The organism is Streptomyces sp. NBC_00878, from assembly GCF_026341515.1.
Taxonomy (GTDB): Bacteria; Actinomycetota; Actinomycetes; order Streptomycetales; family Streptomycetaceae; genus Streptomyces.
The window spans coordinates 7,937,397-7,959,291 of record NZ_JAPEOK010000001.1 but is presented as its reverse complement, the minus strand read 5'-3'; the positions used below and the strand labels follow the sequence as shown (position 1 = coordinate 7,959,291).

At 70.7% G+C, this 21,895-nt stretch carries 20 protein-coding genes; 12 read left to right on the top strand and 8 right to left on the bottom strand.

Annotation, left to right across the window (positions count from 1 at the left end):
* The first annotated feature begins 268 nt into the window (after nucleotides 1-268).
* Both aceE and OHA11_RS34500 read left to right on the top strand, forming a co-directional pair.
* Nucleotides 269-2,974, top strand: coding sequence for a pyruvate dehydrogenase (acetyl-transferring), homodimeric type (gene aceE / locus OHA11_RS34505; RefSeq protein WP_266502998.1), 2,706 nt, complete (start codon nucleotides 269-271; stop codon nucleotides 2,972-2,974).
* A 244-nt stretch (nucleotides 2,975-3,218) separates the two neighbouring features.
* A complete protein-coding gene (locus tag OHA11_RS34500; RefSeq protein WP_266502996.1) occupies nucleotides 3,219-4,232 on the top strand; it encodes a YafY family protein in 1,014 nt (337 codons plus the stop codon).
* Here the strand turns inward: OHA11_RS34500 and OHA11_RS34495 are convergent.
* Nucleotides 4,216-5,187: an SDR family oxidoreductase gene (locus OHA11_RS34495; protein WP_266502995.1), complete on the bottom strand. Its 972-nt coding sequence runs from the start codon at nucleotides 5,185-5,187 to the stop codon at nucleotides 4,216-4,218. The two genes, OHA11_RS34500 and OHA11_RS34495, sit on opposite strands and share 17 nt — an antisense overlap.
* A 122-nt stretch (nucleotides 5,188-5,309) precedes the next feature.
* On the opposite strand from OHA11_RS34495, the gene OHA11_RS34490 reads away from it, so the two are divergent.
* Nucleotides 5,310-5,828 carry a DUF4240 domain-containing protein gene (locus tag OHA11_RS34490; RefSeq protein WP_266507657.1) on the top strand — a complete coding sequence of 173 codons (519 nt, stop codon included), beginning with the start codon at nucleotides 5,310-5,312 and terminating at the stop codon, nucleotides 5,826-5,828.
* 116 nt (nucleotides 5,829-5,944) lie between these two features.
* On the opposite strand, the gene OHA11_RS34485 is transcribed toward OHA11_RS34490, so the two are convergent.
* Complete coding sequence (locus OHA11_RS34485) at nucleotides 5,945-6,217, bottom strand: hypothetical protein (protein WP_266502993.1); 273 nt, start codon at nucleotides 6,215-6,217, stop codon at nucleotides 5,945-5,947.
* Nucleotides 6,218-6,350: 133 nt separating this feature from the next.
* Nucleotides 6,351-7,055 carry a peptidoglycan recognition protein gene (locus tag OHA11_RS34480; RefSeq protein WP_266507655.1) on the bottom strand — a complete coding sequence of 235 codons (705 nt, stop codon included), beginning with the start codon at nucleotides 7,053-7,055 and terminating at the stop codon, nucleotides 6,351-6,353.
* Nucleotides 7,056-7,616: 561 nt separating this feature from the next.
* Between OHA11_RS34480 and OHA11_RS34475 the strand changes: the two genes are divergently transcribed.
* Nucleotides 7,617-8,801, top strand: coding sequence for a MarP family serine protease (locus tag OHA11_RS34475; protein ID WP_266502991.1), 1,185 nt, complete (start codon nucleotides 7,617-7,619; stop codon nucleotides 8,799-8,801).
* Nucleotides 8,802-9,122: 321 nt separating this feature from the next.
* On the opposite strand, the gene OHA11_RS34470 is transcribed toward OHA11_RS34475, so the two are convergent.
* Together OHA11_RS34470 and OHA11_RS34465 are read right to left on the bottom strand one after the other, a co-directional pair.
* Nucleotides 9,123-9,686: a dihydrofolate reductase family protein gene (locus OHA11_RS34470; RefSeq protein WP_266502990.1), complete on the bottom strand. Its 564-nt coding sequence runs from the start codon at nucleotides 9,684-9,686 to the stop codon at nucleotides 9,123-9,125.
* Between the two features lie 57 nt (nucleotides 9,687-9,743).
* Complete coding sequence (locus tag OHA11_RS34465; RefSeq protein WP_266502988.1) at nucleotides 9,744-10,151, bottom strand: hypothetical protein; 408 nt, start codon at nucleotides 10,149-10,151, stop codon at nucleotides 9,744-9,746.
* 290 nt (nucleotides 10,152-10,441) lie between these two features.
* On the opposite strand from OHA11_RS34465, the gene OHA11_RS34460 reads away from it, so the two are divergent.
* On the top strand, nucleotides 10,442-11,101 hold the full coding sequence (locus tag OHA11_RS34460; protein ID WP_266502986.1) for a TetR family transcriptional regulator: 660 nt from the start codon (nucleotides 10,442-10,444) through the stop codon (nucleotides 11,099-11,101).
* An 88-nt stretch (nucleotides 11,102-11,189) separates the two neighbouring features.
* Here the strand turns inward: OHA11_RS34460 and OHA11_RS34455 are convergent, their stop codons facing one another.
* Nucleotides 11,190-11,678, bottom strand: coding sequence for a GNAT family N-acetyltransferase (locus tag OHA11_RS34455; protein ID WP_266502985.1), 489 nt, complete (start codon nucleotides 11,676-11,678; stop codon nucleotides 11,190-11,192).
* A gap of 93 nt (nucleotides 11,679-11,771) precedes the next feature.
* On the opposite strand from OHA11_RS34455, the gene OHA11_RS34450 reads away from it, so the two are divergent.
* A complete protein-coding gene (locus OHA11_RS34450; protein ID WP_266502984.1) occupies nucleotides 11,772-12,668 on the top strand; it encodes a TIGR01777 family oxidoreductase in 897 nt (298 codons plus the stop codon).
* A gap of 264 nt (nucleotides 12,669-12,932) precedes the next feature.
* Nucleotides 12,933-14,303, top strand: coding sequence for an NAD(P)/FAD-dependent oxidoreductase (locus OHA11_RS34445; RefSeq protein WP_266502982.1), 1,371 nt, complete (start codon nucleotides 12,933-12,935; stop codon nucleotides 14,301-14,303).
* Between the two features lie 165 nt (nucleotides 14,304-14,468).
* Here the strand turns inward: OHA11_RS34445 and OHA11_RS34440 are convergent, their stop codons facing one another.
* The gene (locus OHA11_RS34440) at nucleotides 14,469-15,908 is read right to left on the bottom strand and encodes a regulator (RefSeq protein ID WP_266502981.1); all 1,440 of its coding nucleotides are present in this window, start codon (nucleotides 15,906-15,908) and stop codon (nucleotides 14,469-14,471) included.
* A gap of 259 nt (nucleotides 15,909-16,167) precedes the next feature.
* On the opposite strand from OHA11_RS34440, the gene lipB reads away from it, so the two are divergent.
* From lipB to OHA11_RS34420, 4 genes are all read left to right on the top strand, one after another.
* Entirely contained in the window at nucleotides 16,168-16,965 is a 798-nt protein-coding gene (gene lipB / locus OHA11_RS34435) for a lipoyl(octanoyl) transferase LipB (protein ID WP_266502980.1), read from the top strand.
* Between the two features lie 226 nt (nucleotides 16,966-17,191).
* The gene (gene lipA / locus OHA11_RS34430; protein WP_266502979.1) at nucleotides 17,192-18,157 is read left to right on the top strand and encodes a lipoyl synthase; all 966 of its coding nucleotides are present in this window, start codon (nucleotides 17,192-17,194) and stop codon (nucleotides 18,155-18,157) included.
* Nucleotides 18,158-18,462: 305 nt separating this feature from the next.
* On the top strand, nucleotides 18,463-18,663 hold the full coding sequence (locus OHA11_RS34425) for a hypothetical protein (RefSeq protein ID WP_266502978.1): 201 nt from the start codon (nucleotides 18,463-18,465) through the stop codon (nucleotides 18,661-18,663).
* A 145-nt stretch (nucleotides 18,664-18,808) separates the two neighbouring features.
* Nucleotides 18,809-19,510 (top strand): DUF4191 domain-containing protein, encoded by a 702-nt coding sequence (locus tag OHA11_RS34420; RefSeq protein ID WP_266502976.1) that lies wholly within the window; start codon nucleotides 18,809-18,811, stop codon nucleotides 19,508-19,510.
* 151 nt (nucleotides 19,511-19,661) lie between these two features.
* Here the strand turns inward: OHA11_RS34420 and OHA11_RS34415 are convergent, their stop codons facing one another.
* Nucleotides 19,662-20,129 carry an RDD family protein gene (locus OHA11_RS34415; protein ID WP_266502974.1) on the bottom strand — a complete coding sequence of 156 codons (468 nt, stop codon included), beginning with the start codon at nucleotides 20,127-20,129 and terminating at the stop codon, nucleotides 19,662-19,664.
* A gap of 199 nt (nucleotides 20,130-20,328) precedes the next feature.
* Here OHA11_RS34415 and glnA point away from each other — a divergent pair, with 199 nt between their 5' ends.
* Nucleotides 20,329-21,738 carry a type I glutamate--ammonia ligase gene (glnA, locus tag OHA11_RS34410; RefSeq protein WP_266502972.1) on the top strand — a complete coding sequence of 470 codons (1,410 nt, stop codon included), beginning with the start codon at nucleotides 20,329-20,331 and terminating at the stop codon, nucleotides 21,736-21,738.
* Nucleotides 21,739-21,895: the final 157 nt, after the last annotated feature.

Genomic DNA, 21,895 nt, shown 5'->3' with positions numbered 1-21,895 from the left:
ACTCCGAGCAGCAGAGCGACACCCTGCTCATACGCACCCTCACCTGCGAAAACAAGGCACCTGGTGCCTGCCGTCAAGGCACCCCGTGCCTACTTTCTCGTGATCAAGAGTTTTTGCCCGGGAACCCTTTGATCGATCATCGATCAGCGAGTTACAGTCACCGCGGGCTCCCACCAGAGCCTGCCGCCCTGTCCTGCCAAAGACCAAGGGCACCCCCGAAACCCCTTACCGACGAGGGAACCCCCCTCCGCATCCGGAAGGCGGCGCAATGACCGACCCCACCGCAATCCAGCCGAGCGAGCTCGACCAGCTCCCGGACCGCGACCCGGAGGAGACCGCCGAATGGCAGGCCTCCCTGGACGCCGTCACCAAGGCGGCCGGGCCGCACCGTGCCGCGTACCTGATGCGCCGCACACTGGAACGCGCCGAGGGCAACGGCCTCGCGCTGCCCAAGCTGCTGGAGACGGACTACGTCAACACCATCCCGACCGCCGCCGAGCCGTCCGCGCCCGGTGACGAGGCGATGGAGCGCCGGATCACCGCGTGGAACCGCTGGAACGCGGCCGCGATGGTGACCCGGGGCGCGAAACACGGCGTCGGCGGCCACATCGCCACCTTCGCCTCCGCGGCCTGGCTCTACGAGACCGGCTTCAACCACTTCTTCAAGGGCAAGGAAGCCGACGGATCCGGCGACCAGCTCTACATCCAGGGCCACGCCTCCCCCGGCATCTACGCCCGCGCCTTCCTCGACGGCCGGCTGTCCGAGCAGCACCTGGACAACTTCCGTCAGGAATCGGGCGGCAACGGCCTGCCCTCCTACCCGCACCCGCGGCGCCTGCCCTGGCTCTGGGAGTTCCCGACGGTCTCGATGGGCCTCGGCCCGCTGTCGGCCATCTACCAGGCGCGCTTCAACCGCTATCTGACCAACCGCGGCATCAAGGACGTATCGCAGTCGCACGTCTGGGCGTTCCTCGGCGACGGCGAGATGGACGAGCCGGAGTCGACGGCGGCCCTCTCACTCGCCTCCCGCGAGGGTCTCGACAACCTCACCTTCGTCATCAACTGCAACCTCCAGCGCCTCGACGGCCCGGTCCGCGCGAACTTCAAGATCGTGCAGGAGCTTGAGGCCCAGTTCCGCGGCGCCGGCTGGAACGTCATCAAGTCGCTGTGGGGCAACGCCTGGGACGAGCTGTTCCGGCTCGACACCACCGGCGCCCTCGTCCGCCGCCTCCGTGAGGTACCGGACGCGCAGGTGCAGACGTACCAGACCCGTGACGCCGCCTACATCCGCCAGGACTTCTTCGGCTCCGACCCGGCGCTCGTCGAGCTGGCGAAGCTGTTGAGCGACGACAAGATCCTGGAGTGCTTCCACCTCTCCCGCGGAGGCCACGAGGCGCGCAAGGTGTACGCCGCGTACAAGGCGGCCGTGGAGTTCAAGGGTGCGCCGACGGTGATCCTGGCGCAGACGGTCAAGGGCCACACTCTGGGCCAGGGCTTCGCGTCGAAGAACGCCAACCACCAGATGAAGAAGCTGTCGACGGACGAGTTCAAGCAGATGCGTGACCTGCTCGAACTGCCCATCAAGGACAGCGACTTCGTCGACGGTGTGGTCCCCTACGGCCACCCGGGCGCCGACTCCCCCGAGGTCCGCTACCTCCAGGAGCGCCGCGCGGCCCTCGGCGGCCCGGCCCCCGCTCGCCGTACGCACACGCTGACTCCCCTCCCCGCCCCCGCCGACAAGACGTTCACCTCGTTCGACAAGGGCTCCGGCTCGCAGAACGTGGCGACGACCATGGCCTTCGTACGCCTGGTCAAGGACCTGGTCCGCGACAAGCAGTCCGGGAAGCGCTGGGTGCCGATCGTCCCCGACGAGGCGCGCACCTTCGGTATGGAGAGCCTCTTCCCGTCCCTCGGCATCTACTCGCCGAAGGGCCAGACGTACGAGCCGGTCGACCGCGACCAGCTGATGTACTACAAGGAGGCCGAGGACGGCCAGATCCTCAACGAGGGGATCACCGAGGCCGGTTCGATGGCCGACTTCATCGCCGCGTCCACCGCGTACGCCACGCACGGCGAGGTGATGATCCCGTTCTACATCTTCTACTCGATGTTCGGCTGGCAGCGCACGGCCGACCAGATGTGGCAGCTCGGCGACCAGCTCGGCCGCGGCTTCCTCATCGGCGCCACGGCGGGCCGTACGACGCTGACGGGCGAGGGCCTCCAGCACGCGGACGGGCACTCGCCGGTCATCGCGGCGACGAACCCGGCGGCCCTCTCCTACGACCCGGCGTTCGCGTACGAGGTCGCGACGATCGTCAAGGACGGGCTGCGCCGGATGTACGGCGAGGCGGCGCCCGGCGAGGACCAGAACGTCTTCTACTACCTCACCGTCTACAACGAGCCGATCCCGCAGCCCGCGAAGCCGACGGGTCTCGGTATCGACGAGGGCATCGTCAAGGGCCTCTACCGCTTCAACACGGCGGAGTCGGCCGGGCTGAACGTGAGCGCCGCCAACGCCGCGCGCATCCAGCTGCTCGGTTCGGGTACGGCGATCCACTGGGTCCTGGAGGCGCAGCGGCTGCTCGCCGAGGAGTGGGGCGTGGCCGCGGACGTCTGGTCCGCCACGTCCTGGACGGAGCTGCGGCGGGACGCCCTGGAGGCCGACGCGGCGCTGCTGCGCGGCGAGGACCGGGTGCCGTTCGTACGGCAGGCGCTGCACGGTGCCGAAGGGCCCGTCCTCGCCGTCTCCGACTACATGCGGCAGGTGCCCGACCAGATCGCGCAGTGGGTGGAGCAGGACTACACGTCGCTCGGCGCGGACGGGTTCGGTCTGTCCGACACCCGTGAGGCCGCTCGCCGCCACTTCGGTGTCGACGCGCAGTCGATCGTCGTGGCGGCGTTGGCGCAGCTCGCGCGGCGGGGTGAGGTGCCGGCTTCCGCGGTGAAGGAGGCGCGGGAGAGGTACGGGTTGTAGTTCGGCTGCCGGTGAGCTGTGGCTGGTCGCTCCCCCACTCTCGGCTTCTCCCCCGCTCTCGGCTTCGCTCGAGCGGGGGGACCCCCATGAGCGGGGGGACCCCCATCGCGGCGGAGCCGCAAATGTCACAGCCCCGCGCCCCTAAAAGATGAAAGCCAGGGGCGCAGCCCCGCTTTCAGGGGCGCGGGGAACTGCGCGACCAGCCCCCACCGACCCGCACCAACCCACCCGGCATCATGAAGACATGCGCGCTGCCCGGCTGATCAAGATGGTGTTGCTGCTCCAGTCCCGGCCCTCCATGACCGCCGCCGAGCTCGCTCGGGAGTTGGAGGTGTCCGAGCGGACGATCACCCGGGACGCGCAGGCCCTGTCGGAGGCGGGGGTCCCGGTGTACGCGGACCGGGGGCGGGCCGGTGGATACCGGTTGATCGGCGGGTACCGGACCCGACTGACGGGGCTCGCCCGGAGCGAGGCCGAGGCGCTGTTCCTCTCCGGAGTACCGGGAGCCCTGCGGGAGATGGGTCTTGAAGACGCCGCCTCCGCCGCCCGGCTGAAGGTGTCGGCGGCCCTTCTCCCCTCCCTCAAGGACGCCTCCCGCACCGCGGCCCAGCGCTTCCTGCTGGACGCCCCCGCGTGGTTCGCCGACCCGAAGACGCCCGAGTTGCTGCCCGCGGTCGCGGAGGCGGTGTGGGACGACCGTCGGATCACCGCGCGCTACCGGCGCCAGGAGGCCGACGTGGAGCGCGAGTTGGAGCCGTACGGGCTCGTCCTCAAGGCGGGCGTCTGGTATGTGTGCGCCCGTGTCACCGATGCCGGGTCCTTCCGCGTCTACCGCATCGACCGGTTCACGTCGGTCGAGCCCGGCGAGGAACGCTTCGGTCGCGACGAGGAGTTCGACCTGCCGGGCTTCTGGGCGGAACGGGCGGCGCAGTTCGCACGCTCGATCCTGCGGGCGACGGTCGTGGTGCGGCTCACCGAGGCGGGCACGCTGCGGCTGAGACACACCGTCGATGCGCGCTCCGCGCAGGAGGCCCTGGCCGTGGCCGGCCCGCCCGACGACGCGGGCCGGGTGACTCTCACGCTGCCGGTCGAGTCGTACGACGTCGCGTACACCCAGCTCCTCTCCCTCGGCCCCGAGGTGGAGGTCCTGGAACCGTCCGGGCTCCGTGAGCGCTTCGCCGAGGCGACGGCCCGGACGGCGGCGTACTACGACACACGCGACTGGGGAGGCGGCGCCGGGGCTACCGGTAGCCCGTGACGTCCGCCGGCTTGCCCTGCGACTCCACCTCGATCATGTAGCGCCAGGCGTCGGGCGCCGAGCCGTCGACGTCCGTGAAGCCGTACTCCTGGGCGAGGCCGCCGCTGGACAGCGACTGGCCGTTCCAGCGGGCCGCGTCGGGGTCGGCGGCGAGGGCGACCAGGGCCCGCCCGACGTAGGTGGGCGTCTCGGAGATCGCGAAGTGCGGGACGTACGCGCAGGCGTCCCGCCAGTTCTCCTCGGTGACCTTGAAGGCGGTGTCGAGCATCGTCTCGGAGCGCAGCCAGCCCGGGGTGAGGCAGACGGCAGTGCAGCCGCGCTCCTTGAGCTCCTCCCCGAGGTCCTGGGCCATGCGGAGGGGGGTCGTCTTGGCGAGGTCGTAGAAGAAGGGTTTGCGGTAGCGGCGGTTGTACTCCTCGGTGCCGTCGGTGACCTCGACGAGCAGCCCGCCGGGATTGCGGACGAGGAGCGGCAGCGCGGTGTGGCTGGTGACGATGTGCGACTCGATGCCGAGACGCATGATCCGCAGCCCCTTGTCGAGGTCCATGTCCCACATGTCGGGCTGCTTCTCCGCCGACCAGTCGAGGAAGACGTCGCCGCCCCACATGTCGTTGACGAGGATGTCGAGGCGGCCCTGTTCGCGGTCGATACGGTCGACGAGGGTCCGGACCTGTTCGGGTTCCAGGTGGTCCGTCGGTACGGCGATGCCCCGCCCGGGGGTGCCCGCCGCCGCGTCGACCAGTTCGGCCGTCTCCTCGATGGTCTCGGTGGTCCGGCCGACCTCGCTGACGTGGTCGCGGGTCGTGCGTCCGGTCACGTACACCGTGGCTCCGGCGCGGCCCAGTTCCACCGCCATGGCCCGTCCGGCGCCGCGGGTGGCGCCCGCGACCAGGGCGACCTTTCCTTCGAGTTGTCGGCCGGGCTTCTGGGCTGTGTTCTGTGCTGTCGTCTCCATGGTGCGAGCATCCCGCCGAATGCCGACATCTGCTGTCGGACTTTCCGCGGGCATGTGCGCGCATAACGATCTGCCTGTCCCCGGGTGCGCGGGCCGGGTCGAGGCCCGATGCTTGTCCCGTGATGGACGAGACGGAGTTCTGGGAGCTGGTGGACGCGACCCGCGAGGCCGCCGAGGGCGACCCCGAGGAGCAGGCCGACCTGCTTGTGGAGCGGCTCGTCCGGTTGGACCCCGAGATGGTCCTGGACTTCGCCCGTCACTTCGAGGCCCGCTACAACCGCGCGTACATGTGGGACCTGTGGGGCGCGGCCTGGATCCTGCTCGACGGGGCCAGCGACGACGCCTTCGACTTCTTCCGCTGCTGGCTGATCGGCCAGGGCCGGGAGGTGTACGAGGGTGCCGTGCACGATCCCGACAAGCTGGCCGACCTCCTCGTGGACTTCGACGACGAGGTCGACGGGGACGGTGAGGAACTGGGCTACGCGGCGGACGAGGCGTACGAGCAGCTCACCGGTACGGTCGCCCCGGACCTCGGGATTCCGGCCGCGCCGCCCGAACCGCTGGGCACCGCGCTGAACCTGGAGAACCAGACGCTGCTGGCGGAGCGTCTGCCGCGGCTGTGGGACCGGTTCGCGGACTGACGCGCGGTCCCACCAGCTGTCCGTACGGCCAGTCCATACGCCCAGTCCAAACGGCCGGTACGCGTCACCAGTCCGCGTCACCGGTCCGTGTCACCGGTTCGCATCACCGGTCCGTGTCACCAGGAGGCGCCGCGCGGACCGGCCGTGCGGATCTGGTGCACGGGGGCGACCACGGCGGCGGGCCAGGCGGCGGCAGCGGGCGGGCTCTCCTTCCGCGCGCTGAGCGGCGGCGCCGCGTTCGCCCGGTCCAGCGCGGACGCGGTGACGGCGGACGGCCCCACCACGACGGCGGCCACCACACAGGCCACGGTCCACGGGCCGCGTACCGCCCGCGCCCACCGCGACGCCCCCTGGGTCCGCTGCTCCTTGCGACTGCTCAGACTGCTCATGATCCCCACCCCTCCGGTCAGTGCGTACCTCGACGCTAGAAGGCGTGGCTCGGGGTGATCCGTGAGTCGGCTGTGGCGTACCTGTGAGACGTGACGGGAGCTCGCGGGACAGTGGGGAGTTGGACGACAGGCCCTACCGCCTGCCCTGGAGACGGGCCGCGTGCTCTCTGATCTCGGGCAGCCTGGCCATCAGGGCGGCGCCCGGGCAGGCGGTCCAGTAGCCGTCGGTGTGGCCGGAGACGGCGGTGAAGGTCCCGCGGGTGCCGGCCGCGTACTTGCTCAGGCTGTTGGTGGAGACGAGTTGTACCTCCGCGCGCGGGTCGATGCCCACGAGGCCGAGTTTCCAGGCGGCGACGGCCGCGATGGCGTCGGTCATGGCCTTCGGCACCGGCACGCCCGCCGTGAACGTCCCTATCGCCGCGATGCCCGTCGTGCCCACGTTGAAGCCCTGCGTGTGCGCGCCGACGACGGCGCGGTCGGTGCCGCCCGCCCGGCCCTCGTAGATCGTGCCGCAGCGGTCGACGAGGAAGTTGTAGCCGATGTCGTCCCAGTGCCGGCCTCCGGCCTGTCCCGCGTACAGGTAGCGGATGATCCGGGGCACGTCGGCGCAGTCGTAACCGTTCGGGGAGTCGGTGTGGTGCACGAACACGGCGGACACGCGGTTGGCGTACCGGGTCGGCGGCCGGGTGTAGGCGGCGTCGGCCAGCCAGCGTTCCCTCGGCACGATGGCGGGCCGGGTGGCCTGCCCCGCGGCGGCCCGCGCCGCGACGGGACGCCTGGACTCCCCCGGCGTCCGGTCGACCTCCATGGTGCACAGGACCAGCCCGACGACGGCCATCAGGCCGGGAGCACAGGCGAGGGCGATGCGCGCGGGCCGGGGTATGCGGTCCACGACCGACGGACGCGGCCCGCTGTCACCGTCCATGTCGACGCCGGCATCACCGTCCATGTCGACGCCGGCATCACCGTCCATGTCGACGCCGGCATCACCGTCCATGTCGACGCCGGCATCACCGTCCATGTCGGCGTCACCGTCGATGTCGGCGTCGGCGTCGATGTCGGCGTCGGCGTCGATGTCGGCGTCGATGTTGGCGTCAACGGTGACGCCGGCGTCGGGCCCGGAACGCCGGAGCCCCCTTCGCCACCGTGCGCGAATCCCCCACGACACGCCCCGTTCGCGGCGTGGAGGAGGGGTTCGATCGGCGCACATGAGATCCACTCTCCGGGACACTGAAGCCGTCCGCGATGTGTGGTGTGCCACCCGGTGGAACCAACGTCCCGGTCCGAGACGTTTCTACAGGTCCACGCACGCGTTCCGGTTGGCCGGTTTCCACGTGCGCGTACCTGATCACTGGGCCCTCCCGGCACGTACTAGGAGACCCAAGAGAAAGGGAGCTCCGTGGACCTGCTCGACATCCTGCTGTTGCTGGTGATCCTCGGCTATGCGGCGTCCGGTTACCGGCGCGGGCTCGTCGCGGGCTGTGTCTCCCTGGCCGGCTTCGTGGGCGGCGCCGTGATCGGCGTGTGGGTGCTGCCCTGGGTGATGGACCTGGTGGAGGCGGGGACCACGGCGGCGACGGTCACGGCGGTGCTCACGGTGCTGCTGCCCGCCGCCGCGGGCCACGAGCTGGCGGGCCGGCTGGCGGTGAAACTCCGCCGCGAACTGGACCGGGGCCCCTTGCGCACGGTCGACGGAGTGGGCGGCGCCGCGGCCAACGCGGTCGCCGTGATGCTGGTGGCGTGGGTCGCCGCGAGCGTCCTGGGCGCGTCCGCCTCGCCCGTGGTCACCTCGTCGATCCGTAACTCCGCGCTGCTCGGCGCGGTGCAGGACGCGATGCCGGATGCCACGCCGGCCTGGTTCTCCCGGGCCACCTCGGCGCTCACCGAGGCGGGCTTTCCGCAGGTCTTCAACCCCTTCGAGAACGAGCCGGCGGCCAGCGTCGCGAAGCCGTCCGGGGACAGCGTCACCGCGGCGGCCACGCGGGCCGCGCAGCGCTCCACCGTGAAGGTCGAGGGCGCGGTGGGCACCCAGGGCCGTGAGGGCAGCGGTTTCGTGTACGCGCGGGAGCGCGTGATGACCAACGCCCACGTGGTGGCGGGCATCGACGACCCGACCGTACGGGTGGGCGGCACGGGGAGGGCGTACGAGGCGAAGGTCGTCCTCTTCGACCCGCAGAAGGACGTGGCCGTGCTCGACGTGCCGGGTCTGGAGGCGCCCGTGCTGGCCTTCGACACCAGCGCGACCCGCGGCGACGCGGCGGTGGTCGCGGGCTACCCGCAGGACGGCGGCCTCGACCTCCAGGCGGCCACCGTCGCGAACAAGATCAACGCGCGGGGCCAGAACATCTACGGCTCCGACCCGGTCACCCGCGAGATCTACTCGATCCGCTCCACGGTCCGCCCCGGCAACTCCGGCGGCCCCCTCCTGACCACCACCGGCAAGGTCTACGGCGTCGTCTTCGCCCGCTCCACGAGCGACAACGAAACTGGTTACGTCCTGACGGCCGACGAGGTGGCGAACGACGCCCAGCGCGCGGCGAAGGCCGAGTCCCCGGTGGACACGGGCGACCTCATCACGTCCTGATCCGGGGTCGACCTGGCCCGACCCGGCTCGGCTCAGCCCGTTCGGCACGGCACGGCACGGCACGGCACGGCACGGCACGGCACTACCCGGAACAACGCGATCACGGGGGCCTAAGCCTTGCCTCAAGGGTCGCTGGCCTGCCTATTCGGCTCCGACACTGTCCATTACGGTCCAGGACCGTCCGATCGCGGCTGTGACGTTTGGCCCCCTGTTTGGCCCCGGGAAGTTGCGGTGACGCTGCATTTGATGCTGCTCAGAGCTGTGATCAGGCAGGGCGACCGACCTTCCGACGTGGCATGACCCCGGACGCCGGTCGCGCGGTCAGCGTCTGGTCTCGTACCTGGTCATCAACACGCCGTCGGGAAACGTCCGGGTCTCCACCAGGCTCAGGTTCACCCAGTTGTCCAGGGCTGTGAAGAACGGCGTGCCGCCGCCCACCAGGACCGGATGGGTGGCGATCGCGTACTCGTCGATCAGCCCGGCCCGCATGGCCGCCGCGGCGAGTGTGGCACCGGCGATGTCCATGGGGCCGCCGTCGTCGGCCTTGAGCCTGGTGATCTCGGTGACCGCGTCGCCGGTGACCAGACGGGTGTTCCAGTCGACCGTGATGGTCGAAGAGGAGAACACCACCTTCGGCATGTCCCGCCAGCGGCCGGCGTACTCGATCGCCGCCGGTGTGGCATCCGGCTGCTTGTCGGCGGTCGGCCAGTGGGAGCTCATCGTCTCCCACAGCTTGCGCCCGTACAGCGCCAGGCCCGTCGCGTCCACCCGGTCGGACCACCACTGGAACAGCTCGTCGCTCGGCACACTCCAGCCGAGATCGTCGCCGGGCGCGGCGATGTAGCCATCCAGGCTCATGTTCATGGCGAAGGTCAGTTTCCGCATGGCGTCAGCCTCCCGTGAGTCGGTATTCGGCGTACAGACCAGCACGGCGCGCAAAACTCATCGGTCAGGCCACGCCGAGGGCCAGTTGACCACCACGCCAAGCAGATGCTCCGTCACCGCGGCAGGAAACCGGGCTTCTCCCCCCGCCAGGGTGCGGAGTCGATTGAGGTGGTCCTGCGCCGCAGGTTCCGCGGCGTAGAGGCGCCGCATTTCGGCAGCGAGTTCCCGGCTGGTCATGATGAGCGACGGCACCGATTGGCGGTCGCCCTCAAGAGCACGCGCACCCATAATCAACGCCTCCTCCAGGTCGCCCTCGCGTGCAGCCGTGACGCCCAGCGTGACGCGAGCTTCAGCGTTACGCATCGGCGAGCGGTCGGTGCCGTCGAAGTCCGTTCCTACCCTCAGCACCTCTTCGGCGAGCGTGCGCGCGAGCTTGTCCTCACCGACCAGGTGGTAGCAGTCCATGGCGTAGAACCCGGTCCGGCTCAGCCCGGCTGGGCCCGGCCCGACTGGGCTCAGCCGGCACGACACTGCTCGGCTCGGCTCGGCTGGCACGGCTCGAAAGCGGGCGGACCACCCAGGCCCGACCGACCGAACCTCCGCCCGGCTGGCCCGCTCTACCGCCCGGCTGGCCCGCTCTACCGCCCGGCTGGTCCGCTCTACCGCCCGGGCGGTCCGCTGTGCCGTCCAGCCCGCCCGCTCTGCCGTCCGGGCAAGACGCGGTCCCGTCTGCCGTCGGGCGTACGCTTCCCCGCGTGAGCACCAAGTCGTCCGCAGCGGCCAGGACCCCGTCGCTGACCGAGCGCCGCAAGGCGGCAACCCAGTTCGACATCGCCCGCGCCGCCGCCGAGCTCTTCACCGAGCGCGGTCCCGACGGCACCACGGCCGAGGAGATCGCCGTACGCGCCGGTGTCGGCCTGCGCACCTTCTACCGCTACTTCCGCAGCAAGCAGGACGCCGTCGGCCCCCTCCTCGCGATCGGCGGCGACCACTGGCGCGAGCGGCTGGCGGCGGCCGAGCCGGGTACCGCACTCCCCCGGGCGCTGGAGTCGGCCGTCACCGCGTCGCTGACCGTCCCGCACGAGGCCAAGGCGGAGGGCCTGCGCTGGACCCGGGGTCTGCTGCGGGCGGCCGCCGAGGATCCGGCGCTGCGCGCGGTCTGGTACCGCGTGAACCAGGAGTCCGAGGACAAGCTCGTCCCCCTGCTGGCCCGGCTGGCGGGCGACGACGCCGACCCGCTGGAGATCCGCCTCGCCGCCGCGGCCGCCACGGACGCGATCCGGGTCGCCCTGGAGACCTGGGCCGAGTCGGACGCGGACGTCGAGGGCCCCGGCTCTCCCGCGGAGCTCGCGGTGCGCTGTCTGCGGGAACTGACGGGCGGGATGCGGTTACTGACGGAGCCTCAGAAGAGCTGATCCGCAGGCGGATCGGCGACTCGGCACCGCGCTCCCGTCGCACTCAGAGGCCGAGCCCTCAAAAGCTGCGCTCTCAAAGGCTGCACTCTCAGAGGCTGCGCCCCATGAGGACGTCGTCCACGTACTCCCCGTCCAGGTAGAACTCCCCCGGCTGGATCCCCTCGATCACGAAGCCCTCGGACTCGTACAGCTTGCGGGCCGGGGTGTTGTGGCCGAGGACGCGCAGGGTGATCCGGAGCGCACCCTGGCGGCGGGCCTCCGCGAGGACCGCGCGGATCAGAGCCCGGCCCACGCCGTTGCCGCGCGCCTCGACGGCGACGGCGAGGCCCAGGATCTGCCGTACGTGCGCGTTCGAGACGAGCGGGGTGGGGAATCCGATCCGCACAAAGCCGACGATGTGCCCGTCCAGCTCCGCCACCAGATGGTCGCGGGGGCCGAAGCGCTCGTTGAAGAACGGCTCGTACGGCGGCTGGTCCCGGGGCTTGACGGCGTGCTGGTAGGACCAGGTCGCGCGGTCGAGACGGCCCAGCGCCTCTTCGTCGTCGCGTCGGGCGGTGCGTATGGATGGCTCTGGCATGCAGTCACTTTACGACCGCCGTGCGAGGTACTGTCCGAGATTTCGGGCACCCTCGGCGCCCTGGTGCCGGGGCGGTTGGCAGAGGATGGAGCCATGGATGCTTCCCGAATCGCCGTGGCCGGCGCGTCCGGTCTCATCGGCAGCGCCCTGGTGCGCTCGCTGACCGCCGACGGGCACGAGGTGGTGCGGCTGGTGCGCCGTACGCCCCGGGCGAAGGACGAGGTCGAGTGGGACCCCGAACGGCAGTACGTCGACGCGGCGGGGCTCGTCGGCTGCGACGCCGTGGTGAACCTCGCGGGCGCCGGGATCGGCGACCGCCGCTGGACGGACGCGTACAAGCGGAAGATCCGGGACAGCCGGGTGCTCGGCACGGCCACGCTGGCGGAGGCCGTCGCCTCGCTCGACCGGCCGCCACGGGTCTTCCTGAACGGCAGCGCGATGGGGATCTACGGAGACACCGGTGAGCGGGCGGTGGACGAGAGCGCGCCGCCCGCGGGCGGGTTCCTGCCCTCGGTGTGCGTCGAGTGGGAGGAGGCGGCGGCTCCCGCGCAGGAGGCGGGCGTACGGACCGTCTTGGCGCGCACCGGCCTGGTGGTGGCCGCGAAGGGCGGCGCCTGGGGGCGGCTCTTCCCCCTCTTCAAGGCGGGTCTCGGCGGGCGGATGGGCAACGGGCGGCAGTACTGGAGCTACATCGCGCTGCACGACCACGTGGCCGCGCTGCGGTATCTGCTCGACTCCGAGTCGCTGTCCGGTCCCTTCAACCTGACGGCTCCGGAGCCACTCACCAACCGGGAGATCACGGCCGCGATGGGGCGCGTACTGCACCGGCCCACGCTCTTCGCGGTGCCCGCGCCCGTGCTGAAGCTCGTGCTCGGTGAGATGGCCCAGGAGGTCCTGGGCAGCCAACGGGTGCGTCCGGTCCGGCTCTTGGAGTCGGGGTTCACTTTTGCGTTTCCGGGGATCGAGGAGGCGATCAGGGCGGTTCGCTAGCGCTCGGCCTGGCTGCGGTTTATCAATCTGCGGGCCGGTGGGAGCTGGGCGCGCCGCGCGGCAGAGCCGCATATCGATACAGCCCGCACCCATGGAAGGGACGCGGGCCCGCCCCCTCCATGCGACCCGTGTGCGACCGTGCCCTGTTCATGCGCGAGTTCCACCGGCCGTTCGCGGCCCTACCCTCGTCCCGAACTCGGGTATTCCTGGAGCCCGTTGGGGGCATCACGTCCCCAGCAGTCACGCGACCTCGGGGAGGGGCACGTGCTTGAGCCCGCGTATCAGGCGGACGTCGTCATCGTGGGGGCCGGAGTCTCCGGACTCGCCGCCGCCCATCGGCTGAACAGCGCAGGTGTAACGACCGTGGTCCTGGAGGCCGCCCCTTACGTGGGTGGTCGTATGACGACCGAGAAGATCGACGGTTTCCGTCTCGACCGCGTCGGTCGGCTCCTCTCCACGTCGTATCCCGAGCTCCGGACGACCCCGGGCCTCGACGCCCTCGCCCTGCGGCCGTTCGCCCCTGGCGTGCTCGTCCACGCCGACGGCCGCGTCCACCGTGCGGGCGAGCCCGCCGGCGCCGGGGGCGCACGGGGCGCACTCGACGCGGCACGCGCCTTGGTGAGCCCCCCTCGCCGGGCCCGGCAGATACCGGCGGCCGCCGTCCCGCCCGTGTCACGCACGTTCCCGCCGCTCGGCGGGACCCTCGACCAGGCCCGGCTCGCCGCGGCCCTCGGACGGATCGCGACCGTCCCCGTGGAACGGCTGCTGGCCCGGCCCGAGCGACCGGCGGGGCGCGCGCTCGCGGCCCGCGGCATGCCCGCCCGTACGGTCGAGGGCTTTCTGCGCCCGCTGCTGGCCGCGCTGCTCTGCGACCCGGATCTGACGACGTCCAGCCGCTGCGCGGACCTCGCGCTGCGCGCCTTCGCCTCCGGCCGGCTGTGTGTCCCGGAGGGCGGCGCCGACGCGCTGCCCGAGCTGCTCGCGGGAACGCTGCCGCCCGGGACGGTCCGCACCGGGGTGCGGGTCACGTCCGTGTCCACGACCTCGGTGACGACGGCGGACCACGGCCAACTCCGTTGCCGGGCCATCCTGGTGGCGACCGGCGCCCGCGCCGCCGCCGAGCTGCTGCCGGGCCTGCGGGTGCCGTCGTTCCACCCGGTCACCGTGGTGCACCACACGGCCGACGAGGCGCCCCTGACGGAGCCTGCGCTGCTCCTGGACGCGGACCGCCGCGGGCCGGTGGCCCACACCGCGGTCCTCAGCCAGGTCGACCCGTCCCGCGCCCCCGTGGGCCGTGCCCTGATCTCGTCCACGATCCTCGGCGCGCCGCCCGCGGACACGGACCTGGCCGTCCGCGCCCACCTGGCCGCGCTCTACGGCACCGCCACACACCGCTGGGAGCTGCTCGCGGTCCACCACACCCGCGACGCCGTTCCCGCGATGCCGCCCCCGCACGACCTGCGGCGCCCGGTCCGCCTCCTCGCCGGGCTGTACGTCTGCGGCGACCACCGCGACACCAGTACGGTCCAGGGCGCCCTGCACTCGGGCCACCGGGCGGCGACAGCCCTCCTGAGGGACCTCGGTGTCAACGCGGCGCCCACGGCGGCCCCATTAGCGGCCTCGACCGCCGCCTAGGCGTGCGAGTGCCAAGGGGTGGAGGTCCCGCCACGGGGCAGGACCTCCTCCCCATCCACGCGCCCCAAAGGGGCGCGGGACTGTATCAATTTGCGGCTCCGCCGCGCGGGCGCGACCAGCCACAACCGGCCCGCAGCGTCAAGACAACCCCTCCGGTGATGCCGTTCAGCCGAGCGCAGCGACCTTGTCGCGATACCCCCTGACCGGCGGCGCGTCCTTGTACGGCTCCAACCGCCGCTCGAAGTCCCGCACGTACTCCAACGCCCGCACCGACCGCATCTCCGAAGCCTGGGCCGCCGCCTCGGCACCCAACTGGCAGGCCTGGTCGAGTTCGCCGAGTCCGAGCCGGGCCGAGGCCAGGACGACCCGGCAGAAGAGACGGCTGCGGGCGTAGCCGGGCGCGCGCAACTGCAGGGAGCGCTCGGCGTGCTGGGCGGCCGCGCGGTACTGCTGGAGGTCTCGGTGGCAGTGTCCGAACTCGTCGGCGAGCTGCGCCTCGTCGAAGAACCGTGCCCAGTACGGCACTTCGTCGCCGGGCCGGGAGGTCTCCAGGGCCCGCTCGGCCCGTACCAGCGAGGCCGTGGCCGCGCGTACCTCTCCGAGAACGCCGTGCCCCCGCGCCTCGACCGCGTACAGCAGCGCCTGGACGACGGGCGGCGCCGACGAGCCCACGCCCTGCTGGGCGACCCGGGCCAGCTGCACCGCCTCCCGGCCGTGCCCCAGATAGACGGCTTGTCGACTCATCGTCACGAGCACGTACGAGCCGTACGCCCGGTCCCCCGCCGCCTGCGAGAGCCGCAGCGCCTGGACGAAGTACCGCTGGGCCAGCCCGTGCGCGGCGATGTCGTACGAGGTCCAGCCCGCCAGCCGGGTCAGATCGGAGGCGGCGGCGAACAGGCGGCGCCCCGTCTGCTCCCCGTACGTGCCGCGCAGCATCGGCTCCAGTTCGTGCTCCAGGTACCGCACGAGGGCCTGTCGGGCATGCCCTCCGCCGTACGCGTTGTCGAGCGCGCGGAAGAGTTCCCCGACCGAGCGCAGCGCCGCGATGTCGCCCGCGGTCACCCGCTGCCCGGGACCGCGCTCGGTCTGCGTGCGCTGCCGGGGCACGGCGGGGCGGCCCTGTACGGGGATCCGTACGGCACCGGGGTCGCCGCGGCCCACCCGGTCGTCGGCCCGGCCGATCAGCCAGTCCCGGCTGGGCACGACGAGCCCGGCCGGGGTGAACGCGATCTTGCGGAGCTCCGCATGGCTTCCGGAGTCCTTGCGCCACAGCCCGCCGACGATGTCGACTGCCTCCTCGGGGGTGGCCGCGAATTCGAGCCCGGCGTACACGGGGGCGCACGCGTCGAGTCCGAGATCCTGCGCGCTGAGCCGGCGGCCGAGGCGGCGGGTGAAGACCTCGGCGATCAGCGCGGGTGTGGTGCCCCTGGGCTGCTGGCCGCGCAGCCAGCGGGTCACGGATGTCTTGTCGTATCTGAGATCGAGCCCGTGTTCGAGGCCGAGCTGGTCCACTCGGCGGGCCAGCCCCGCGTTGGAGAACCCCGCTTCTGCGATTAGTGCGGCGAGCTGACGGTTGGGGGTGCGCTGCGCGGGTCGTTCCGTCATCTGCGGTGCGAACTCCTGCCTTCCGGGCTGGGGGCCTGCACGAACAGGCCCGGGCGAGGTCGGCCGCCGTGCCTTGAGCAGCCCTTGAAAGCCTCGTGAACGGCGCGAATGTAGCGGTCCGTAAGCGTGCGATCACAGACTTCTCCGCGCATTCATCCGATCGTGTGAGGATTGCCCCCAGGGCTGACGAGGCCGGACCGGACGTACAGTGGCGTGGGGCTGGTACGAGCCTTACAACACATTCAGGGAGGCGCTTGCCGTGAGTGAGCTGCGGTTCACCCGCATGGGTTTCGGTGCGGACGCCGTCGAGTACCAGGAGGCCTGGGACGAGCAGCGCCGCGTCCACGCCGCCCGTTTCGAGGACGAGATCCCCGACACGTGCCTGCTCCTGGAACACCCGCCGGTCTACACGGCGGGGCGGCGCACCGCGGACAGCGAGCGGCCCCTCGACGGCACGCCCGTCGTCGACGTGGACCGTGGCGGCAAGATCACCTGGCACGGTCCGGGGCAGCTGGTCGGCTACCCGATCCAGAAGCTGCCGCGGCCGGTGGACGTCGTCGCGCATCTCCGCCGTCTCGAAGACGCGATGATCCGGGTCTGCGCGGAGTTCGGTGTCGAGACGAGCCGGGTGGAGGGGCGGGCCGGCGTCTGGGTCCTCGGTGACCCGGTGGCCGAGCGGCCGCCTCTCGGCGGGTCTCTCGGCGGGCTCTCGCTCGACTTCGATCCGCGGCTGGCGGACGAGGAGTTCGATCCACGGTTGAACGGGCCCGAGTACGCGCCGTCCAATGCGGGGCAGCGGCGTGAGGACCGCAAGATCTGTGCCATGGGTATCCGGGTCGCCAAGGGCGTCACGATGCATGGCTTCGCCCTGAACGTGAACCCGGACACATCCAGCTTCGACAAGATCATCCCTTGCGGGATCCGTGACGCCGGCGTCACGTCGCTGGCCCACGAGTTGGGCCGCGACCTCACCATCGCGGAGGTCCTGCCGGTGGCTGAGCGGCATCTGCGGGATGTTCTAGCGAACGCGGAGTTGAGGGCGCGGGTGGTGGCGTAGGGGCCCTTTTTCCGCCCCCTCCGCCCCTACCCGATCCCGTCACTTCCTCGGGGGCTCCGCCCCCGAACCCCCGCTCCTCAAACGCCGGAGAGGCTGAAATTCAGCGGGGGCGAGAAAACCCCCCGGGAATGCACCCCCGTTCCCGAAGGTTGCCCACCCCGGGGGCCGAGAAGCGAACGGGCGTACCCTGGTGTACGCCGAAGAATCGAAGCTACAGGGAGCCGATGTGTCCGCAGTCGCACCCGACGGACGCAAGATGCTGCGCCTGGAGGTCCGGAACGCCCAGACCCCCATCGAGCGCAAGCCCGAGTGGATCAAGACCCGGGCGAAAATGGGCCCCGAGTACACGAAAATGCAGAACCTCGTGAAGAGCGAGGGCCTGCACACCGTCTGCCAGGAAGCCGGCTGCCCCAACATCTACGAGTGCTGGGAGGACCGCGAGGCGACCTTCCTCATCGGCGGTGACCAGTGCACGAGGCGCTGCGACTTCTGCCAGATCGACACGGGCAAGCCGGAGGCCCTGGACCGCGACGAACCGCGCCGCGTGGGCGAGTCCGTGGTCACCATGGATCTCAACTACGCGACCATCACAGGCGTCGCCCGCGACGACCTCGAGGACGGCGGCGCCTGGCTGTACGCCGAGACCGTGCGCCAGATCCACGCACAGACGGCGAACCGCGAGAGCGGCCCCACCAAGGTCGAACTCCTCGCCCCCGACTTCAACGCCGTCCCCGAACAGCTGGCCGAGGTCTTCTCCTCCCGGCCGGAGGTCTTCGCGCACAACGTCGAGACGGTCCCCCGCATCTTCAAGCGCATCCGCCCGGGCTTCCGCTACGAGCGTTCACTGAAGGTCATCACGGCCGCCCGCGACTACGGGCTCGTCACCAAGTCGAACCTGATCCTCGGCATGGGCGAGACCCGCGAGGAGGTCAGCGAGGCCCTGCGCCAGCTGCACGAGGCGGGCTGCGAGCTCGTCACCATCACGCAGTACCTGCGGCCGTCCGTGCGCCACCACCCCGTGGAGCGCTGGGTGAAGCCGCACGAGTTCGTCGAACTGAAGGACGAGGCCGACCAGATCGGCTTCTCCGGAGTCATGTCGGGCCCGCTGGTCCGCTCCTCGTACCGCGCGGGCCGCCTGTACCAGATGGCGATCGAGAAGCGTGGCTCGTACGTCGCCTCGCAGGCCGTCTGAGACGAGGCGAGAGGGGGGTCGCTCGGCACGTCGCGCGACCTGCGCGATGGCACGCAGTGCCACCCCGAGCGTGTGAATCTGAGCACAAGCGACTACCCGCCGGTAGTGGCCGATACGACGCGGTCCTGACCGTCCCCGCAGATGGGGGCCCCATCAGGGCCGCGTCGGCGTTTTCGGCCCACGCATCAAGGTTTCATTGGCGTTTGACCGGTCGGTCACGCCCTGGTAACACCATTCAGTGACCCTGGTCTTACGCCACGTAGAGCCCTAGCCAGAGCCGCCGATCCCGAGGGGGAACCTCCATCATGCAGGCCGCGCCCGTACGCGCCACCGCGATCCCGTCGTTCACCGATGCACTCCGTGCCGTCGAGTCACTGCTCATGAGCAGCGGCCAGCGCACCGCTCGCCGCAACGCCTGGACCTCCGTCCTGGAGGACCGCCGTCGCGCCAAGGACCGGGTCGAGGCACAGCGCGTCCTGGAGCAGAGCTTCATCGCTCGCCCCTGAGTCGCTGGATTGCTGAGGCGTCGCGTCGCCGAGTCATCGCGCCCGCGTCGCCAAGTCGCCGAAGTACGGCACCGGAAGCCGGTCGGCGAGGGCCGACCCGGCACCGCCGTCGTCGGCGCTTCCCACGCCACGTAGACTTCTCGGCATGGCGAGGAAGGAACCCGCAGCGGACGCTGCGAACCCCGGGCGACTCAAGCAGATCGCCCTGACTTACAAGATGACCCGCAAGGCCGACTCAAAGATCGGTCTTGTACTCGCGGCTGTCGGAATCGTCACCCTTGGTGTCTTCCTCGCGATCGGCTTCTTGATCGGCCACCCGGTCTATCTGGGCATTCTCGGCTTCCTGCTCGCCTTCCTCGCGATGGCGATCGTCTTCGGACGCCGGGCCGAGCGGGCGGCGTTCGGGCAGATGGAGGGCCAGCCGGGCGCGGCCGCCGCGGTGCTCGACAATGTCGGGCGCGGCTGGACGACCACCCCGGCGGTGGCGATGAACCGCAGCCAGGACGTGGTCCACCGGGCCGTCGGCAAGGCCGGCATCGTGCTGGTCGCCGAGGGCAACCCGAACCGGGTGAAGAGCCTGGTGGCGGCCGAGAAGAAGAAGATGGCCCGCATCGTCGCGGACGTGCCGGTGCACGACATCCTCGTCGGCACGGGCGAGGGTCAGGTCGAGCTCAAGAAGCTCCGGACGACGATGCTGAAGCTGCCCCGCGTCCTGACCGGCCCCCAGGTCACCGCGACCAACGACCGGCTGCGGGCCCTTGGCGACCTGATGTCCAACATGCCCCTCCCGAAGGGCCCGATGCCCAAGGGCATGCGGATGCCGCGCGGCGGCCCGAAAATGCGCTGACACACTCCCGTACGACGAAGACACACTGCGCGTACGACGATGGGGGCGCCCGGATCACTCCGGGCGCCCCCATCGTCGTAGGGAACTGTCCGATCGCCGTCAGGACCTGTCCGGTCGCCCTACGGAACCGACAGATCGTCGTACGGAATCCTCAGGTCCTGATCTCGACCGTGCGGGCCAGGCGGTCGTGCAGCCCCCTGCCGTCGCGGTCCCAGATCAGCGCCGGGAGGGCGACGCACAGGAGGGCCGTGCGCACGAGGACGCGGAGCGGGTTGACCGTGCCGGTGTCCAGGGCGACGACGCGGAGGCCGAACAGGCGCTTGCCCGGGGTGAAGCCGATCGTGCCGACGGTCAGGACGCTCACGACGAAGAAGACGGCCAGCGCCCAGTTTCCGGTCGCCTGGCCGTAGCCGTCGGTGATCAGGCCGTATGCGATCAAGAGGCACAGGCCCCAGTCGACGGCCAGGGCGCCGAGGCGCCTGCCCGGGCGGGCGATCGAGCCGGGGCCCGACTCGGGCAGGCCCAGCTGCTCGCCGCGGTATCCGAAGTCGGCACCGGCTTCCTCCGCGGCCGCGCGGGGGCCGGAGAGCCACGATCCGATTGCTTGCCTGTTGTCCACCCGTCAACGGTACTGCGCCCGTTTTTGCATGCGTACAGGTGGGGTGTTCCGGATCGGGTCCGGTTAACTTGGTCGAAACAAATGGGTCATGCTTGAGAAATCACCCGTCCCTAAGGTCGGGTTCAGCGTGTGCCACCGCACTGGCCGCACGAACGAACTACCACCCCGGTCGGACATGGTCGGGAGTAGGAGGAGCTGGATGTTCCAGAACGCCGACGAGGCCAAGAAGTTCATCGCGGACGAGGACGTCAAGTTCGTCGACGTCCGCTTCTGCGACCTGCCTGGTGTGATGCAGCACTTCACGGTGCCGGCAGAGGCCTTCGACCCGACCGAGGAACTGGCCTTCGACGGCTCCTCGATCCGCGGCTTCCAGGCCATCCACGAGTCCGACATGGCGCTCCGCGCCGACCTGACCACCGCGCGCGTCGACCCGTTCCGCCGCGACAAGACGGTCAACATCAACTTCTTCATCCACGACCCGATCACGGGCGAGCAGTACTCCCGTGACCCGCGCAACGTGGCGAAGAAGGCGGAGGCGTACCTCGCGTCGACCGGTATCGCCGACACCGCGTACTTCGGCCCCGAGGCCGAGTTCTACGTGTTCGACAGCGTGCGGTTCCAGACCACCTCGAACGAGTCGTTCTACCACGTCGACTCCGAGGCGGGCGCCTGGAACACCGGCGCGCTGGAGGACAACCGCGGCTACAAGGTCCGCTACAAGGGCGGTTACTTCCCGACCCCGCCGGTCGACCACTTCGCCGACCTGCGCGCCGAGATCTCCCTGGAGCTGAACAAGTCCGGGCTGAACGTCGAGCGCCAGCACCACGAGGTGGGCACCGCCGGCCAGGCCGAGATCAACTACAAGTTCAACACGCTGCTCGCCGCGGCCGACGACCTCCAGCTCTTCAAGTACATCGTGAAGAACGTCGCCTGGCGCAACGGCAAGACCGCGACCTTCATGCCGAAGCCGATCTTCGGTGACAACGGCTCGGGCATGCACGTCCACCAGTCGCTGTGGGCGAACGGCGACCCGCTGTTCTACGACGAGGCCGGTTACGCGGGCCTGTCGGACACCGCCCGCTACTACATCGGCGGCATCCTCAAGCACGCCCCGTCGCTGCTGGCCTTCACCAACCCGACGGTGAACTCGTACCACCGCCTGGTCCCGGGCTTCGAGGCGCCGATCAACCTGGTCTACTCGCAGCGCAACCGCTCCGCGGCCATGCGTATCCCGATCACGGGCTCGAACCCGAAGGCCAAGCGCGTCGAGTTCCGCGCGCCCGACTCCTCCGGCAACCCGTACCTCGCCTTCTCGGCGCTGCTGCTCGCGGGCCTCGACGGCATCAAGAACAAGGTCGAGCCGGCCGAGCCGATCGACAAGGACCTCTACGAGCTGGCCCCCGAGGAGCACGCGGGTGTCGCCCAGGTCCCGACCTCGCTCCCGGCGGTCCTCGACTCGCTGGAGCGGGACCACGAGTTCCTCCTCCAGGGCGACGTCTTCACGTCCGACCTGATCGAGACGTGGATCGACTACAAGCGCACGAACGAGATCGCCCCGCTGCAGCTGCGTCCGCACCCGCACGAGTTCGAGCTCTACTACGACGTGTGATCGACCCCACGGCCGTCACGTACGCGTAGGCCTCACGGCCGGCGCGCCGCACGGCTGACGACGACGCCCTGTCACCGCCCCTCGGGCAGTGACAGGGCTTTGTCGTTCTTTGCCTGGTGGAGGGCTGATCGAGATCTGTTCGTGGAAATGCGTGGGT

Bases quoted from the DNA above. Each gene is read 5' to 3' on its own strand.
- OHA11_RS34440 (WP_266502981.1), bottom strand. From the start codon at position 15,908: ATGACGGAACGACCCGCGCAGCGCACCCCCAACCGTCAGCTCGCCGCA.
- OHA11_RS34480 (WP_266507655.1), bottom strand. From the start codon at position 7,055: ATGGCCGTCGTCGGGCTGGTCCTGTGCACCATGGAGGTCGACCGGACG.
- OHA11_RS34500 (WP_266502996.1), top strand. From the start codon at position 3,219: ATGCGCGCTGCCCGGCTGATCAAGATGGTGTTGCTGCTCCAGTCCCGG.
- OHA11_RS34420 (WP_266502976.1), top strand. From the start codon at position 18,809: ATGGCGAGGAAGGAACCCGCAGCGGACGCTGCGAACCCCGGGCGACTC.
- OHA11_RS34495 (WP_266502995.1), bottom strand. From the start codon at position 5,187: ATGGAGACGACAGCACAGAACACAGCCCAGAAGCCCGGCCGACAACTC.
- OHA11_RS34490 (WP_266507657.1), top strand. From the start codon at position 5,310: ATGGACGAGACGGAGTTCTGGGAGCTGGTGGACGCGACCCGCGAGGCC.
- OHA11_RS34455 (WP_266502985.1), bottom strand. From the start codon at position 11,678: ATGCCAGAGCCATCCATACGCACCGCCCGACGCGACGACGAAGAGGCG.
- aceE (WP_266502998.1), top strand. From the start codon at position 269: ATGACCGACCCCACCGCAATCCAGCCGAGCGAGCTCGACCAGCTCCCG.
- OHA11_RS34425 (WP_266502978.1), top strand. From the start codon at position 18,463: ATGCAGGCCGCGCCCGTACGCGCCACCGCGATCCCGTCGTTCACCGAT.
- OHA11_RS34470 (WP_266502990.1), bottom strand. From the start codon at position 9,686: ATGCGGAAACTGACCTTCGCCATGAACATGAGCCTGGATGGCTACATC.
- glnA (WP_266502972.1), top strand. From the start codon at position 20,329: ATGTTCCAGAACGCCGACGAGGCCAAGAAGTTCATCGCGGACGAGGAC.
- OHA11_RS34485 (WP_266502993.1), bottom strand. From the start codon at position 6,217: ATGAGCAGTCTGAGCAGTCGCAAGGAGCAGCGGACCCAGGGGGCGTCG.
- OHA11_RS34450 (WP_266502984.1), top strand. From the start codon at position 11,772: ATGGATGCTTCCCGAATCGCCGTGGCCGGCGCGTCCGGTCTCATCGGC.
- OHA11_RS34465 (WP_266502988.1), bottom strand. From the start codon at position 10,151: ATGGACTGCTACCACCTGGTCGGTGAGGACAAGCTCGCGCGCACGCTC.